We start from the raw sequence: 14,980 nt of genomic DNA on the forward strand, positions 1-14,980 counted from the left end.
GAAAGCATTTACATAGATTCTGTCTATGTAAAGGATAAAAAATTACAATTGTACTTCCTTTTCCTGGAGGAGTACACTTGGTACCTGTAAGAGAGAAACTCATAAAAAGTATCCCCGGTGACAGCAAGATGTACATGAAGAAAGGAAGATTGTTTTGGAAGCTAAAAAAACAAGCGAAAGCCGTATTATAAATACAGATCAGGTTTTATCCTGCGACTTGAATAACTACAATACTTTATTTGGCGGAGTACTGATGAAAAAACTCGACGCTGCTGCGTCCTTATCGGCACGCCGGCATGCCCGTGTGAAAACATGTGTGACAGCATCAACCGATTCCATCGATTTCTTGCACCCCATTCACCAGACCGACTCCGTTTGTATTGAGTCCTTCGTCTCTTATACAGGAAAAAGCTCGATGGAGATTTTCTGTAAAGTAATTGCCGAAGATATCATTACAGGTGAAAGAAGAATTGCAGCTACAGCCTTTTTAACATTTGTTGCATTAGGTGATGACAAACGTCCGGTTGAAGTACCGGCTGTGATTCCTGAAACCGAAGAGGAAAAATTCCTTTTCAATACAGCAAGCGACCGCGCAGAAATGCGTAAGATCCGCAGAGCGCGAAGCAAAGAACTCGCTGAGGTCATTTCACTCCGTAAACCTTGGGAGAAGGAAGGCGCATTAGTATGATCACCCTAAGCAGCCACAGCGAATTGAAAGAAGCGAAGGCAGCATTAGAAAACCTTGAGCGTACGTTTCCTTCCCTCTACGAAAAATGGGTACACATCATCAATCTCACTCGAGCCCTTCAGTTCAAATATCAATACATGGGGTCTCTTATCATGAATGAAGATTGCAGACGCTACTCTCCAGAGTTCGTCCATGAATCTGTCATCCAGCTCTATAAAAGTGAAGTTGAAAAACTTTTGGCAGATACAAACATTGGGGCTCTGCGTGAAACCATCGCACGATGCCACAATGCAGGCTATGCTAAACTTAGCCTGCTGTCCATTGGAAGAACACCTGAATCATTAGTAGGAACTTCCGCGATCATTAACTAAACATAAAAAAGAAGCAGAAACTCTCTGCTTTTTTTTTTACATTTTAAACGTATGTGCCAGCTCTGCCAGTGAAGCGGTATAGGCTGACATTTCTTCGATGGAAGCCAACTGTTCCTGTGTTGAAGCCAGAACTTGCTGTGAAGACCTGGCTGTTTCGGCGGCTATCCCCGAGATGGAATCCATGGACGAAACCGCTGTTCGGTTCCTGCAGAGACGCCATGCATGGCGTCAGAAACCCGTCTGATATGCTCTGTCACTGACTGAATGGAATGCTGAATCTGTTTAAAGGATGCACCTGCCTCATTCATTACACCGATCCCTTCTCTTACCTCTGCATTCACAAGTTCCATCTTCTGGACCACTTGCACCGTCTCATTTTGTATGTGAAAAATAATGTCACTGATCTGCCGAGTGGCTTCTCCGGATTGTTCGGCAAGCTTCCGTACTTCGCTTGCCACGACTGCGAAACCTTTTCCGTGCTCCCCTGCTCTTGCCGCTTCAATGGCCGTATTGAGCGCCAAAGGGTTCGTCTGTTCCGAAATTCCTTCAATCACTTCAACAATGTGACCGATCTCACCCAGAGCGGGCTCCGAGCCCTTTTACGGTGTTGGACAAATCTCTTACGTTCGTGGAGATCGCGTTCATTTATAGTGCATCAAACTCATCGTTTACGTTCCTCTCATTTCCATCGAATGAATACGTTTACATTTGTCACTAGTTATATCGGCTCACCCAAGGAGTGCACTGATTCCTCATGAAAAAACCCTGAACGCATCCTCAGATTGCGTTCAGGGTTTTCATCAGTCCTCATCTTTTGCATCCCAATCTTCAGGAATGGGCTCGTTCATATACTCTTCCACCAGCTTCTTGTACTTCTCCATCTGCTCAAGGTGGGTATTGAACTGCTCTTTATTGATGAGATACTCGTTCCCATCATGAAAAGCACGAATCTTTTTTTGCTGAATTAAACTTTCAATATACGTTTCCGGCAGATCAAGAAACTCCGCCGTTTCTTTCAAGGAGAGATACATGGGGGTTCACCTTTTCCGTGCTGCCATATTCAAAAACCTTACAGCATCATATCAAACCTATTATCCACCCATTCCTTTTTTTCTTCAAGCGTTGTTCTTAAGAGAAAATTCTCCCGATCTCCCTGATCTCCTCATCCGTCAATTGAACATCCAATGTTTTCAGGTTATTGCTTACTTGATCCGCACGCTTTGCTCCCGGAATGATCGTATCAATGGAAGGCTGGGTCAAGTACCATGCCAAAACAACATGTGCGACTTCTGCATTTTTAGCATCCGCAATCTTACGGATCTGGTCGACCTTCTCCAGGTTGCGGACAAAGTTCTCGCCCTGGAAGTGAGGCATCTTGGCACGAAGGTCATCAAACTTCGTATCCTTGTCATACTGTCCGGCCAACAATCCGGACGCCAGAGGGAAATAAGGAACAAAAGAAATCCCTTTATCTGCAGTATAAGGAAGCAGTTCTTTTTCAGCGTCACGCTGCAATAGATTGTACTCTCCCTGGAATACGTCGACATAGCCATCAGCATTAGCTTGCTTTAATTGTTCGATGGAAAAATTAGAGACTCCGATCGCCTTGATTTTCCCCTGATCCTTCAGTTCCTTGAGGGCGCCGACCGCTTCGTCCTTTGGTGTGTCCTCGTCAGGAAAGTGAATATAAAACAGATCAATATAGTCAGTCTGCAGACGCTTTAAGCTTCCATCCACCGCTTCTTTCAAGAAAGCAGGCGAGTTATCGAACACGATCTCTTTGCCAACGAATTTGTGAGCTCCTTTTGTAGCAACGACTGCTTTATTACGGCTGCCTGTTTCTTTTAATACCTGGCCGATCAATTCCTCTGAGCGCTCAGGGCCATAAATAAAAGCGGTATCCAAAAAGTTAATGCCGATGTCTAATGCCCGGCGCACCAATTCTTTACCTGCTTCCTCATCCAGATTGGGGTACAGATTATGTCCTCCTACCGCGTTAGTGCCAAGTCCAATCGGGTTAACTAACAGATCTGTCCTTCCTAGTCTCGTTTGATTTGCCATGTAGTGCTCAACTCCTTGTTTATTGATGACTCTATGTTAGCAAAACGCTTGTCCAAATGAAAAAATTCGGCTCGGAGCATCGGCATTCGACAATTTCATCATAAATCTGGTTTTTTGAAGGAAGGAACTGAAAACAATACGGAAAGATCTGTTCTTTTATGGACAGGTGTGCATATAAAAAAAGCTAAATCGTTTCGACCAAATCGAAAATTTCGTTATAATAAGGTAAAGGAGGTGCTTACTGATGGAAAATCGCATAAGATTTTCTGGAACTTCTACCACTCATGCAAAGCCTATTATTGGAAAGGCGATACTTTGCATGGGGCGAAACATTTAGTTCTATCGCTGAACAGGCTTTTCTAATATTTTGGCTTTGCACCTTATTTTCTCAAAATCAAAATAAGGGGCTGGCAAAATTGAAATATATTAATGCAAACAAAGTTTTACCTGAAAATCTGATTGTGGAAATCCAAAAGTATGTTCAAGGGGAGACCCTTTACATTCCTAAGCAGGAAACGGAGTATCGGAAATGGGGAACTTTAAGTGGCGGGAGACGGCTGCTTGATCATCGGAATACCGCCATTAAACATTCTTTTATTAGTGGCAGCAGTATCCAGCAACTCGCTAAGAAATATTACCTCTCGACCGAAACCATTAAGAAAATCGTTTATTCACAAAAAAAGTAGAGAACCGCACTGGTGAAAATCCTCCATCAGTGCTTTTTTATGTAAAAAACATTTCCAAGTCATTTTCTCCATTTTAAAAGCCTGCTGAATTTTTTAGAATAAATGGAAAGAGACGTCAGCAAATGATTGGAGAGATATGTGATGACCGAAAGATTCATTAAAAATGAACAGTTAAATTTTATAAAACAACAGATTTCCTTGATCAAGGACAGCACCAAAAAGAATTTACCTACAACTGTTTTGGCGGCTGTGGTCGACTCAGCCACTGCCAAAATCTTGGGCCACATTCCAAATGCATCATTTGACCAGCAAGAAATCCTCGATCTTTCGAGATTGAAAACAGATGCCGAGTATGAGCAATATATCCAGCGTCTTTCAGCCTTTTTGCTGCCCTTTCCAAAAATCACCGAACAGCAGCTTAAAATAATGTTTCCGAAGAATAAAAAATTAAAGCTGCCTGATTTATCAAAAATAGACCACAGCCAGCTGACCTATTTAAGCTGGAACGATCTAAGATCCAATAAAAAATTTATTGTATATGAGCTGGATGGAAGAATGGCAGGCATTGAATGTAAATTTACACCAACTAATAAAAGTAATATTTGTTCCTTCTGTAATGGTTATGGCCAGGTCGACTATTTTTCCACTGTAACCAAAGCGAAACAGTCTAAAAACCCGGATTACTACAAGGCCATCGGCAATCTTATTTGCGCTGATAGCAGCGAATGCAATAAAAAAATAACTAGTGTCGAATACTTGACAACTTTTTTAAAAGACTCATTGGGTATATGAATACTTCACACGGTGTCTGTCATCATTTATCCATTTAATTAGGGATGGGATTAGTCCGGTTTTTTTATTCAATCCACACATAGCAGAAAGCCGATTCCATTGAAGAATCGGCTTTCGGCATTACAAAATAATCCTCTCAGGATGCGTATACACATTCAACCGGCTGCCGCGGATGAATCCGACAGCTGTAATTCCAAGATCATGTGCGAGTTCTAGAGCCAGTGTGGTTGGGGCTGACTTCGAAAGGATGATGCCCGCTCCAATCTTGGATACCTTCAGCAGCACTTCCGATGAGATCCTTCCGCTGAACGCAATCACTTTATCGCCAAGCGCAATTTTGTTTTTGAGGCAATGTCCGTAAATTTTATCCAGCGCATTGTGGCGGCCAATATCCGAACGGGAGAGAAGCAGCTCGTCACTCGTACAAAGAGCAGCATTATGCAGGCCCCCGGTAGAATGAAAATCATCCGAGCAGTCCTGCATCGCTTCCATCAGCTTGATGCACTCCTCCGCCCCAATGGTTGATTTCGATAGGATGGTTTTGGCATTCTTCACATCACTTTGAAAGTAGAACTGCCGGCTCTTTCCGCAGCAGGATCCGATGAACCGCTTGGATTGAAGCTGATTTGCCACCGGCTTCTTATCCACCAGCTGTACATACGCAAACCCTCTGTCTTCATCGATGGACAGCGACTCGATTTCTCGCGGCAGACGGATGACACCCTCTGACGCCAAAAAACCGGTGACGAGATCCTCCATATAGGTCGGCGTGCAGACCATGGTGGCGAACTCATCATCATTCACATAGATGGTCAGGGCGTATTCATTCGCTACTTGATCCTGTACGTGACGGAATGAATCCCCATCATATTTTACAATGTTGATGCTTTTCATGACGTTATCTTTCATGGCTGCTCCTTTTAGCTGATCTCCGTTTCCAGATCAGGAATCGGCTTCTCCAGGTAATTCATATCCTTGCGGGCGTTAAATCTCTCTGCTTTTTCCACTTTGACCGCAACATTATAGCTTGGGATCTTGGCGAATTTTTCATACACACCTTTAGGCAGCAGGAAGTTGCCTTCAGGAAAATGAAGCTCAATGTTTCCTTTGGCGATGTCGATGAACTTGGCACGCCCCTGGAAAACGCCGTGCTGATTATAAACGACGATGTTCTCTCGATCTTCGATGGACAGTTCCTTCGCATCCTTTTCATTCATCAGCACATCGTATCTCTCTGCACCATTGAACGGATCGGATTCGTTATAGACCATGGAGTTAAACTGCTTTCCTCTCCGCGTAGTTACATAATACGTTCCTTTACCCTTTTTCAAATCAGGAATATCGACTGGAATTAAGTTGCCTTTGCCGTCCGGAGTCGGGCAGATCCCATCTTCACAGAGCCATGCGCCTCCCCATTGGAATACATCGCCTCGGTCTTTTAAATGCTGGATCCCCTCGTAGTTCGGATTGGCTTTTGCAATCTCCCGGCGAATCTCATGGCCGCTCTTAAATCCAACCAGATGGGCGTTCTTTGGTTTTACACGCTTAGCAAGATCGATGTAAATTTTCCATTCGGTTCTCGCTTCCTCAACCTTCTGGCTGTTCCCTTTAATTTCAGGGGAAAAATACACCATGCGTTCGGTGGAAGTCGAGGTCCCTCCGTCCTCCTGCTCGTAGCGTGTTTTTGCAGGAAGAACGATGACTGTCTCTTTTGCATCCACCAATGTAGATGTGTTAAAGATGATATCCTGATGGACACGCAGCTCAAGGGAAGAGAGTGCCTTCTCCACAAAGACCGGATCCGGCATCGTTTCAAGAAAATTGCCGCCGGACAGATAATACATTTTGATTTTCCGTTCATGTCCCTCTGGCAGCATGATATTTTCAAGTGAAACGCCCAGTACATCTCCCTGCCACTTTGGAATCTCAAATCCCCACAGCTTTTCAATTCGCTCTATATTTTTCGGTTCAAAATCACCTCCCGGCAGTACAAAAGGATCGGCACCCATCTCCCCGGACCCCTGAACACTGGAATGCCCCCGTATCGGCATAAGCCCGCAATGCTTCCGTCCCAAAAAGCCCCTCAGCAGCGCCAGATTGGCAACCTGTGAGATGTTATCAGAAGCAAAGGTATGCATCGTTAATCCAAGGGACCAGACGAAAACACCGGACTTGCTTCTGGCAAGAAGCTCTGCAAGTTCATAGATGCGCTCCTTGCTGACGCCTGATGACTGTTCAATCGCTTCCCAGCTCTGTTTCTGAACCTTCCTCTTTAATTCCTCATAGCCGTTCACATGCTGATTCACAAAATTGTGGTCGATCGCTGAGCCGCGCTCTCTCTTCTCCATCTCAAACCAATGCTTCATGATGCCGTGCATGAACGCGATATCTCCGCCAATATTGACTTGATAAAAATCATCCGCGAGCTTCGTTCCGAAAAGGGCAGATTCTCCAATGGACGGAATCCAGTACTTCTCCATCGATGGTTCACGGTACGGATTAATGCAGATGATCTTCGTGCCGTTACGCTTAGCTGCATACATGTATTTTGTGGAGACCGGCTGGTTGTTCGCGGCGACTGAACCCCAAAAGACAATAACGTCCGATCCGATCCATTCCTGATAGTTACAGGTAGAAGCACCCACTCCAACCGATCGTTTCAAAGCGGTTTTTGACGGCGAGTGGCAGATGCGGGAAGCGTTATCAATATTGTTCACTCCCAGATACCGCGCCACTTTGGCCGCCACATAATACGATTCGTTCGTAATCCCCCTTGATGTAAGGAAGAACGAGATCTGTTTTGGATCAAGCTTCTTCATCTTACCCGCGATGGTGTTCATGGCGTCATCCCATGAAATTCGTGAAAACTTTCGCTCTCCTTTGCGGCGGATGAGAGGATAAGGAACACGTCCAAGCTTTCTCAGCTCGGCGCTTGAGTATTTACGAAGTTCGTCAATGTCAGCATGAACGATCTCTTCTTTCATCGCCGGCATGGTGTTCAATCGAAGGACATTTAATCGTGTCGTACAAACGTGCGGCCCAGCGAGGGTTTGGTCGTAAAGTCCGGACACCCCAAGCGCACACCCGTCACAGACGCCCTGCGTCAGGATCTTGCCCGCGTAAGAAAGATTATCTCGGTTTTCCCATGCGGCTTTCATCGTATCACGAATATGGCCGGGCTTTATCTTTCCAAGGCCAAATGGAACCGGGCTGACCCAATGCTTGGGAGCAGGTGTTTTTGGAAGTTTTATCGGTCCTTGATGTTTCGTTTTTCCCATACGGCACACTCCTTTTTAACTTTTTTATAGGCTGTCGAATGATTGCGATTGTCGATTATCTAATTCCTCTTAAAAGTATATGGGGTGCTGGAACATAGAATTTCAGAACCAGCCCTTAAAAAACAAAAACCACCGGGGACCCGATTACGCGAAACCGGGAACCGCGGTGGTAGTCTTTAACAGGAACGCTGCCAAGTGCCAACACAGATGGTCCTTACTTTTTAATAAATTTGTCTTGAATATTTTCGTTAAAAACGAAGATGGACATCCCGAAGTCTTTTTCGATATCAATATCTACAAAAAGCTCCAGAAACGAAGCGCCCAGCAATTCTTCCATTTCAACTGGATGGTTCTTTTTGTACATGTCCTTTACCATCTCGGTTCGAGCCGAACGAAGCATCTGCCTGCCTTCATTAGAGCCTGAAATAAACTTCTCGACCGGTGAAAGATTGCCTTCCATTTCACAAATGGCCCAATTTTTGCAAAAGGTCGTTTTAATCTGCCGGGGGCCTTTCCCCATATGGCGCTTACGAAAAGCTCTTACCAGATTACTGAATTCCGCTTCATAATTGTTCATAAACGACAACCTTTTTTTGTGCTTTTTGCTTATAAAATTATAAATCACAAATGGAGAACGCGCAACTGTTCGTCCGATTCTTTCTCCCTTTTAATCCTGCGGATATCCAACCGTGCAAGGAATGAAACGATCAGCGCCACGATAAACAGGGCAGCGAAGAAGGTAAGACTTTCTGCGTAGCTTCCTGTAGTATCCTTCACCCAGGCGGCAAACAGCGGACCTGCCAATCCTGCGGCTGCCCATGCCGTTAAAATGTAACCATGGATGGCACCGAGCTGTCTGGTTCCAAATAAATCACCGATATATGCCGGAATGGACGCAAATCCTCCTCCATAACAGGTATATACGATAGCGAGCATGATTTCAAAAATGATCGTGGTCGTAACGTTCGGAAGTAAAAAGAACAGGACGATCTGCACGGCGAAAAACGTTGTGTACGTATTGGTCCTGCCGATATAGTCGGATACGGACGCCCAGCCGATCCTTCCAAATCCATTAAATAAGCCTAAAACACCCACCAGCGCTGCCGCTTCGGTGGTAGTCATTCCTATGCTTTCCTCAGCGAGCGGTTTAGCTGCTGATAGAATAGCGATCCCACAGGTCACGTTAATGAACAGCATGAGCCATAAATAATAGAATCGTTTTGTCTTAACCGCCTCATTGGCTGTCAGCTGCGACAAGTCCTCAGTGACAGCTGCCTTTCCGCTGTCCACCTTCTTCCGATAGCCTGCAGGCACCCAGCCCTCTTTTGGTTTTTCCAGGTATAAAGAGGAAAGAACCATGACCACAAAATATGAGATTCCAAGGATATAAAACGTGTTGGCAATCCCGACTGATTTAATGAGACTGTCCATGATCGGCGAGCTGATGGCCGCAGCGAATCCAAACCCCATGATGGCAAGTCCGGTCGCCAGCCCTCTTCGATCAGGAAACCACTTTACTAGTGTCGATACCGGAGCGATGTAACCTACGCCAAGACCGATTCCTCCAAGTACCCCATAAAAAACATACAATAATGGCAATGATTCTAACTGAACGGCCAGTCCCGAACCAGCCACACCGGCCCCAAAAAAGGCGGCAGCCAGCAATCCGGATTTACGAGGGCCGTACTTCTCTACGAAATGCCCCAAAAATGCTGCAGACAGCCCCAGAAAAAGAATGGCCAGACTGAACGTCAGCTGCACCTCACTGGCTGTCCACTTAAACTTTTCCGATAAAGGCGTGGTAAAATTGCTCCACGCATAAACGGAGCCGATGGAAATATGAATTCCCACGCCCGACAGCGCGATAAGCCATCGATTTTTGATCTTGCTCATCAATAATCCTCTCCTCTTATATGTAAATAAAAAAACCGCCCAAACTCGCCTTATAGTTTAATAGCTCTATAAGAAAAAAGATTGCGGCGGCAGCAATCACAGGTTCGCTGTGGTATACTTATCCGGTTTTTTAAACGCTTACAGAAAACCCCTTTAACAGGCGACAGGTTCGCTGTTCCTTGCCAAATGAATCCCAGCGGTTTACCAAATATTCAAATTTTTCAATCTTAATGGTAATGGAATTAATTGGGGCAGTCAAGCATGATTTGAAAATCTCAGCAGAAGCGGCTGAATAAAATGCGGTTTCACTTAAAAAAAGAAAAGCATCCGCCCGAAAGGCCGATGCTTTTTCTTTTATGCCAGTTTTTTCAGGATGACGACTTTAAGATAGTCCCCTTCTTTAAACTCTTTGATCGTCTTAAAATCTTCAGGAAGGGTATGCTCTTCAAGGATTTTATATTTCCCGCCGGTCTGGATGAACGCTTTATCAATAAATCCTTTAAACTTCTTCATCCCAAACGTGCTGCAGTTGGAGGAAGCAACGATCACACCATTTTTTTCGGTAATCGCTATTGCCTGTTCCAGCAGTGCCGGATAGTCTTTTCCAGCGCTGAACGTATGTTTCTTGGAACGCGCAAAGCTCGGCGGATCGAGAATGACCAGATCAAAAAGCAGCTTTTTTCTTACCGCATATTTGAAATAGTTAAATACGTCCTCGACGATAATATCTTGTGACTCATAATCAATACCATTGATGCTGAACTGTTCCTGTGTCTTGCTTCGGCTTCGATTGGCCAGATCGACACTCGTCGTTTTTACTGCTCCGCCCAATACGGCTGCCACAGAAAAAGCACCGGTATACGAAAAGGTATTCAATACCCTCTTGCCTTCCGAGTACTTGTCCCGGATGGCTTTCCTCACTTCCCGCTGATCCAGGAATACACCGACCATCGCACTTTCATTTAAATACGTCGCAAAGTGTATGCCGTTTTCCTGGACGATAAGTGGAAACTGCGCTCGCTCTCCTTCAACAAAGTCATCATCTTCAATGTACGTTCCTTTTTCAGCAAACCGCTTTTTCTCATAGATCCCTCTAAAATCAATAAGGTTTCTAAGCGCTTGTAAAATAAATTCCTTGAATTGATAGATCCCTTCACTGTACCAATTGATGACGTAATATCCATCAAAATAATCCATGGTGACACCGCCGATTCCGTCACCTTCTCCGTTAAAAACACGGAAGGCGGTAGTGAGCGGATCTTCAAAAAACGGCTCCCGGTCTTTGAAGGCTGCCTTTAATTTCTTTTCAAAAAAGGACTGGTCGATCCGTTCCTTGGGGTTCCGGCTCAAAATCCAGCCGATCCCTTTATTCTGCTTGCCATAATAACCTTTGCCTATAAACTTGCCGCTATCATCAGCCACTTCAATGATTGTCCCCTCGACAAGACCTTTGTCTGCGCAGGAGACGGCATCGCTTACGATCAGCGGTGATCCACCTTTGATGCTTTTATCGGAAGATTTTATTTTCACACGAGCTGTACTCATCATTCCACCCAATTCATCGATCAATTTTCTGGTTCACGTTCTGTCATTATAATACTTCTGGCGAAAGAAATCATTAATGCCATAAAATAAAGCACAACTCTCCATACGGGTTGTTGTGCTTCTGGTTTGTACTTAGATGGGGCAAGACTCGGTTTGGGCTGCAGTCCTCTCCGTTCTATATGTTCGGCTATATGTCGTATATTTATTTATTTTTTCAAGGCTTGGCTGATAGCCGATACCTGGGGAGTCTGGAACTGAGATCCATCCATTTTCCACTGTTACCTCAGGCTCAATAATGTCATCTGCCCAGTAAAGTGAGGAGGCCGCAGTATCACCTGGCAAAACAAAGTTCGGAAGAGTAGTAATCGCAATATTGTGGGCTCTTCCCACTCCCGATTCGAGCATCCCCCCGCACCATACAGGAATACCCTGATCCTGGCACAGGTCATGAATTTTTTTGGCTTGAGTAAGGCCTCCCACACGGCCAATTTTGATATTAATAATTTTACAGCTTCCCAGCTTTAAAGCCTTTCGGGCATCATCCAAAGAGTGGATGCTTTCATCGAGGCAAATCGGTGTTTTCAGTTCGGCCTGCAAGTCTGCATGGTCAATAATGTCGTTATAGGCGAGCGGCTGTTCAATCATCATTAAATGATAATCGTCAAGCGCTCTTAACCGATCCACATCATTTAAGGTGTACGCAGAATTTGCATCAGCCATAAGAGGGATATCTGGAAAAGCCGAACGTACCTTTTCGATTAATTCAATGTCCCATCCTGGTTTAATTTTAAGTTTAAAGCGTTTATAGCCCTCTGCAAGACGGGATTCAATCGTTTTTAGCGTTTCCGCAACAGAGTCTTTTATTCCGATACTGACGCCGACCTCAATTTGTTTTTTTGTTCCTCCAAGTGCACTTGAAAGGGGCTGGTTTTGCTTTTTCGCATACAAATCCCAAACGGCCCCCTCTATAGCAGCTTTTGCCATATAATTGCCTTTCATGAAAGCAAAGTATTGTTCAGTGAGTTCATCTGGATGCTGAATATCGTTATGAAGCAAGATGGGGATTAAGTAATCCTCGAGCATGTGCCAGTTGGTTTTCACTGTTTCTTCATTATAGACAGGATCAGGCATCGCTACTGATTCTGCCCATCCAGAAGTTCCATCCTCACTTCTTACTTCGACGAGAATAAATTCCCTGTCATATTCTGTGGCGAAGCTGGTTGTAAAGGGGTGGAGTAAATCTAGTTTCATATGCCGTAATATGACTTGGCTTATTTTCATTTGCAGTTTCTCCTCTTTTCCTTCGCCATAAAGCAAAGTCCAATTATCTTTTGGTCAGCACATAAAATTGTACTGGAAGCTCCTTAACGTCATTCTTTATGAAATCGGTCACCTGCCAGCCGTTCTGAAACAAGCCAGTAAAAATTTCCCGTGTTTTCAAACGCCAGTTTATGGCTTCCTTCAGGCTGGCTTCTCTGATCATTCTAAAATTCTTTGGGATAGCCACAATCGCCTTATCGCTTTCTGTCCCAGCCAGAGGAGCGCTCAAAGGAACGGGCAGCCCGTCCCCATTTTTCTTCCATTGAATGAGTGACATTTCCACCGCCTGTTCAAGGTGATGAACCGAAGATCTGCGGGGGATGTGCTCCTGATAGATATGCCATTCGACAAGAAAGCGGTCTGTAGGAATTTTACTGTTCAATGGATCTTCCAGTTCACCATAACAGTTTTTAATATAGGAAGAACAAACGCCGCCAAGCTTTGAGATATTCAAATAACCATTAATACTTTCCAATGGATCATACGTCCAGGTAATAAGAGGGTAGCCTATCTTTTTTGCCTCCTCACACTGGGCGATCTTTAATTTCTCTCCAATTTTTTTATTTCGAAACTCTTCATCAATCCCAAGCATATGGGAACAAAGATAACTCGTTTTTCCGTTATATCCTGGAAAGCTGTATTGAAATCCCACCAGGCGTTCCCCGTCATAGGCTCCTAATACCAATCCGCCGTTTTTCACTGCAGTAATGGTCTGGTGTGATGGTGTCGAGTCGGCTTCTCCCCAGATCTTTGCCTCCAGCCTTCTTACATCCTCCAGCTCTTCAATAAGACGAAGGGATCGGATTACAATACTCTGTGTCATGCAGCACCTCCGTTTAATCCTGGTTGAAATCCGCTTTCTGCAATGGAACCATTTTTGTTTTCTTTATCATTTTGTATCCGAGAAAAGCAAGTAAAAACAAAGGAAGTCCAATATAGGACACTAATATGCCATACCAGTCGATCTGCGTTCCAAAGAAAGCAGCGTAATTTTGTCCGAATATGGCAGTCAGGCACAGGACGGTAGCCAAGATCGGACCTAGCGGAAACCATTTAGATACGTATGGCAAATCATGTAACGCTCTACCCTGAGCCAGGTAGGCTTTTCGGAAGCGATAATGTGTAATGGAAATTCCCAGCCATGAAAGGAAGCCCGACAGGCCTGCTGCATTCAGCAGCCAAGTATAGACCGTTCCCTCTCCAAAAAGCGAAGTTAGAAAAGCGGCCATCCCAATAATGGCGGAAAAGTACACGGCGTTTGCCGGCACCCCGCCTGCATTTACTTTTTTCAGGAACGAAGGGGCTTTGCCCTCTTTAGCAAGTACCCATAAGACCCGCGATGCTCCATACATCGCTGAATTTCCGGCGGATAGCACAGAAGTAAGAATGACTGCATTCATAACAGAAGCTGCCATCGCAAGCCCTGCATTTTTAAAGACGAGCGTAAAAGGGCTGACCGCAATATCTTGTATATCCGTGCTTAACAATCGCGGGTCATCATAACTGATCAAAAATCCAATGACAATAATGGCCAGTACATAGAATAAAAGCAGTCTCCAGAAAATCTGTTTAATTGCTTTTGGGATGTTCTTTTTCGGGTTTTCACTTTCTCCTGCCGCAATCCCTACGAGCTCCGTACCCTGAAAGGCAAAGCCGACCACCATAAACACTCCTAAAATAGAAAAAATACCTCCATTAAACGGCGCCGGTCCCTTAGTGAAATTTTCAAATCCTGCTGAATTCCCGTGCATAATCCCAAAAATCATCAACACTCCTACAGCTAAGAAAATAATAATAGTCGCTACCTTTATGATCGCAAACCAAAACTCAGATTCACCATAACCCTTTACCGATAAAATATTTAAGCCGAAGATAAGAGCCAAAAATAAAGCACTCCAGACAATACCAGGCACACCAGGAAGCCAGTATTTCATGATCAGAGATGAAGCTGCCAATTCCAGAGCGACGACAATTGCATTGTTATACCAATAGTTCCAGCCTATTGCAAATCCCAGAGCAGGATCGACAAACTTGGACGTATACGTACTAAAAGAACCGGTAATAGGAATGAACGCCGCCATTTCAGCTAAGCTCGTCATGAGAAAGTAAACCATAACACCTGCAACCAAATAAGCAGCAACTGCACCGCCGGGTCCTGCTGTGTGAATGATTGAACCACTGGCTAAAAACAGTCCCGTTCCAATGGTGCCTCCAATGGCAATCATGGAAAGATGTCTTGTTTTAAGCTTTCTCTCCAAGTGTGTTTCGCCGGAAACTGGCCGTGCTGCATCTTCAATACGAACGGCTGATGGAGAATTTTGCACGATGATTATTACACCTCTTTCT

Annotated in this window: 16 protein-coding genes; 4 read left to right on the forward strand and 12 right to left on the reverse strand. The window is 44.6% G+C overall.

Going from position 1 to position 14,980, the window contains the following annotated elements; all coding sequences use genetic code 11:
• The first annotated feature begins 154 nt into the window (after positions 1-154).
• Positions 155-688, forward strand: a complete 534-nt coding sequence (locus tag ABHN01_RS04965) for an acyl-CoA thioesterase (protein WP_290401212.1) — start codon at positions 155-157, stop codon at positions 686-688.
• On the forward strand, positions 685-1,059 hold the full coding sequence (locus tag ABHN01_RS04970; protein WP_429874631.1) for a hypothetical protein: 375 nt from the start codon (positions 685-687) through the stop codon (positions 1,057-1,059). Before ABHN01_RS04965 ends, ABHN01_RS04970 begins: the two co-directional genes overlap by 4 nt.
• Before the next feature lie 36 nt (positions 1,060-1,095).
• On the opposite strand, the gene ABHN01_RS04975 is transcribed toward ABHN01_RS04970, so the two are convergent.
• The 4 genes from ABHN01_RS04975 to ABHN01_RS04990 form a co-directional block, all read right to left on the reverse strand.
• The gene (locus tag ABHN01_RS04975) at positions 1,096-1,242 is read right to left on the reverse strand and encodes a hypothetical protein (protein WP_429874632.1); all 147 of its coding nucleotides are present in this window, start codon (positions 1,240-1,242) and stop codon (positions 1,096-1,098) included.
• Positions 1,221-1,640 (reverse strand): methyl-accepting chemotaxis protein, encoded by a 420-nt coding sequence (locus ABHN01_RS04980; protein ID WP_429874666.1) that lies wholly within the window; start codon positions 1,638-1,640, stop codon positions 1,221-1,223. The genes ABHN01_RS04975 and ABHN01_RS04980 overlap by 22 nt, the downstream gene beginning before the upstream one ends.
• A gap of 219 nt (positions 1,641-1,859) precedes the next feature.
• Positions 1,860-2,090, reverse strand: coding sequence for an excisionase family DNA-binding protein (locus ABHN01_RS04985; RefSeq protein WP_290401210.1), 231 nt, complete (start codon positions 2,088-2,090; stop codon positions 1,860-1,862).
• Positions 2,091-2,187: 97 nt separating this feature from the next.
• Positions 2,188-3,120, reverse strand: a complete 933-nt coding sequence (locus ABHN01_RS04990; protein ID WP_429874633.1) for an aldo/keto reductase — start codon at positions 3,118-3,120, stop codon at positions 2,188-2,190.
• A gap of 416 nt (positions 3,121-3,536) precedes the next feature.
• Between ABHN01_RS04990 and ABHN01_RS04995 the strand changes: the two genes are divergently transcribed.
• A complete protein-coding gene (locus tag ABHN01_RS04995; protein ID WP_429874667.1) occupies positions 3,537-3,806 on the forward strand; it encodes a CD3324 family protein in 270 nt (89 codons plus the stop codon).
• 141 nt (positions 3,807-3,947) lie between these two features.
• Positions 3,948-4,598: a FusB/FusC family EF-G-binding protein gene (locus tag ABHN01_RS05000; protein ID WP_429874634.1), complete on the forward strand. Its 651-nt coding sequence runs from the start codon at positions 3,948-3,950 to the stop codon at positions 4,596-4,598.
• Positions 4,599-4,718: 120 nt separating this feature from the next.
• Here ABHN01_RS05000 and fdhD read toward each other — a convergent pair whose 3' ends face one another.
• The 8 genes from fdhD to ABHN01_RS05040 all read right to left on the reverse strand — a co-directional run bounded on the left by fdhD (position 4,719) and on the right by ABHN01_RS05040 (position 14,859).
• Positions 4,719-5,507, reverse strand: coding sequence for a formate dehydrogenase accessory sulfurtransferase FdhD (gene fdhD / locus ABHN01_RS05005; RefSeq protein ID WP_429874635.1), 789 nt, complete (start codon positions 5,505-5,507; stop codon positions 4,719-4,721).
• An 11-nt stretch (positions 5,508-5,518) separates the two neighbouring features.
• Entirely contained in the window at positions 5,519-7,876 is a 2,358-nt protein-coding gene (locus ABHN01_RS05010) for an FdhF/YdeP family oxidoreductase (RefSeq protein WP_429874636.1), read from the reverse strand.
• A 214-nt stretch (positions 7,877-8,090) separates the two neighbouring features.
• A complete protein-coding gene (locus ABHN01_RS05015; protein ID WP_290401205.1) occupies positions 8,091-8,453 on the reverse strand; it encodes a DUF2294 domain-containing protein in 363 nt (120 codons plus the stop codon).
• Between the two features lie 44 nt (positions 8,454-8,497).
• Positions 8,498-9,769: an L-lactate MFS transporter gene (locus ABHN01_RS05020; RefSeq protein ID WP_429874637.1), complete on the reverse strand. Its 1,272-nt coding sequence runs from the start codon at positions 9,767-9,769 to the stop codon at positions 8,498-8,500.
• Between the two features lie 354 nt (positions 9,770-10,123).
• Positions 10,124-11,314, reverse strand: coding sequence for a class I SAM-dependent rRNA methyltransferase (locus ABHN01_RS05025; RefSeq protein ID WP_429874638.1), 1,191 nt, complete (start codon positions 11,312-11,314; stop codon positions 10,124-10,126).
• 132 nt (positions 11,315-11,446) lie between these two features.
• Positions 11,447-12,595 (reverse strand): o-succinylbenzoate synthase, encoded by a 1,149-nt coding sequence (menC, locus tag ABHN01_RS05030; protein WP_429874639.1) that lies wholly within the window; start codon positions 12,593-12,595, stop codon positions 11,447-11,449.
• A gap of 43 nt (positions 12,596-12,638) precedes the next feature.
• Positions 12,639-13,457, reverse strand: a complete 819-nt coding sequence (locus ABHN01_RS05035; RefSeq protein WP_429874640.1) for a GNAT family N-acetyltransferase — start codon at positions 13,455-13,457, stop codon at positions 12,639-12,641.
• Between the two features lie 13 nt (positions 13,458-13,470).
• On the reverse strand, positions 13,471-14,859 hold the full coding sequence (locus ABHN01_RS05040; protein ID WP_429874668.1) for an amino acid permease: 1,389 nt from the start codon (positions 14,857-14,859) through the stop codon (positions 13,471-13,473).
• Positions 14,860-14,980: the final 121 nt, after the last annotated feature.

The sequence above is a fragment of the Fictibacillus sp. NRS-1165 genome (assembly GCF_050468105.1).
Taxonomy (GTDB): domain Bacteria; phylum Bacillota; class Bacilli; order Bacillales; family Fictibacillaceae; genus Fictibacillus_C; species Fictibacillus_C terrinigri.

Bases quoted from the DNA above. Each gene is read 5' to 3' on its own strand.
- ABHN01_RS05035 (WP_429874640.1), bottom strand. From the start codon at position 13,457: ATGACACAGAGTATTGTAATCCGATCCCTTCGTCTTATTGAAGAGCTG.
- ABHN01_RS05040 (WP_429874668.1), bottom strand. From the start codon at position 14,859: ATGATTGCCATTGGAGGCACCATTGGAACGGGACTGTTTTTAGCCAGT.
- ABHN01_RS04970 (WP_429874631.1), top strand. From the start codon at position 685: ATGATCACCCTAAGCAGCCACAGCGAATTGAAAGAAGCGAAGGCAGCA.
- ABHN01_RS05020 (WP_429874637.1), bottom strand. From the start codon at position 9,769: ATGAGCAAGATCAAAAATCGATGGCTTATCGCGCTGTCGGGCGTGGGA.
- fdhD (WP_429874635.1), bottom strand. From the start codon at position 5,507: ATGAAAGATAACGTCATGAAAAGCATCAACATTGTAAAATATGATGGG.
- ABHN01_RS05015 (WP_290401205.1), bottom strand. From the start codon at position 8,453: ATGAACAATTATGAAGCGGAATTCAGTAATCTGGTAAGAGCTTTTCGT.
- ABHN01_RS05010 (WP_429874636.1), bottom strand. From the start codon at position 7,876: ATGGGAAAAACGAAACATCAAGGACCGATAAAACTTCCAAAAACACCT.
- ABHN01_RS04985 (WP_290401210.1), bottom strand. From the start codon at position 2,090: ATGTATCTCTCCTTGAAAGAAACGGCGGAGTTTCTTGATCTGCCGGAA.
- ABHN01_RS04990 (WP_429874633.1), bottom strand. From the start codon at position 3,120: ATGGCAAATCAAACGAGACTAGGAAGGACAGATCTGTTAGTTAACCCG.
- ABHN01_RS04975 (WP_429874632.1), bottom strand. From the start codon at position 1,242: ATGGATTCCATCTCGGGGATAGCCGCCGAAACAGCCAGGTCTTCACAG.
- ABHN01_RS05000 (WP_429874634.1), top strand. From the start codon at position 3,948: ATGACCGAAAGATTCATTAAAAATGAACAGTTAAATTTTATAAAACAA.
- ABHN01_RS05025 (WP_429874638.1), bottom strand. From the start codon at position 11,314: ATGAGTACAGCTCGTGTGAAAATAAAATCTTCCGATAAAAGCATCAAA.
- menC (WP_429874639.1), bottom strand. From the start codon at position 12,595: ATGAAAATAAGCCAAGTCATATTACGGCATATGAAACTAGATTTACTC.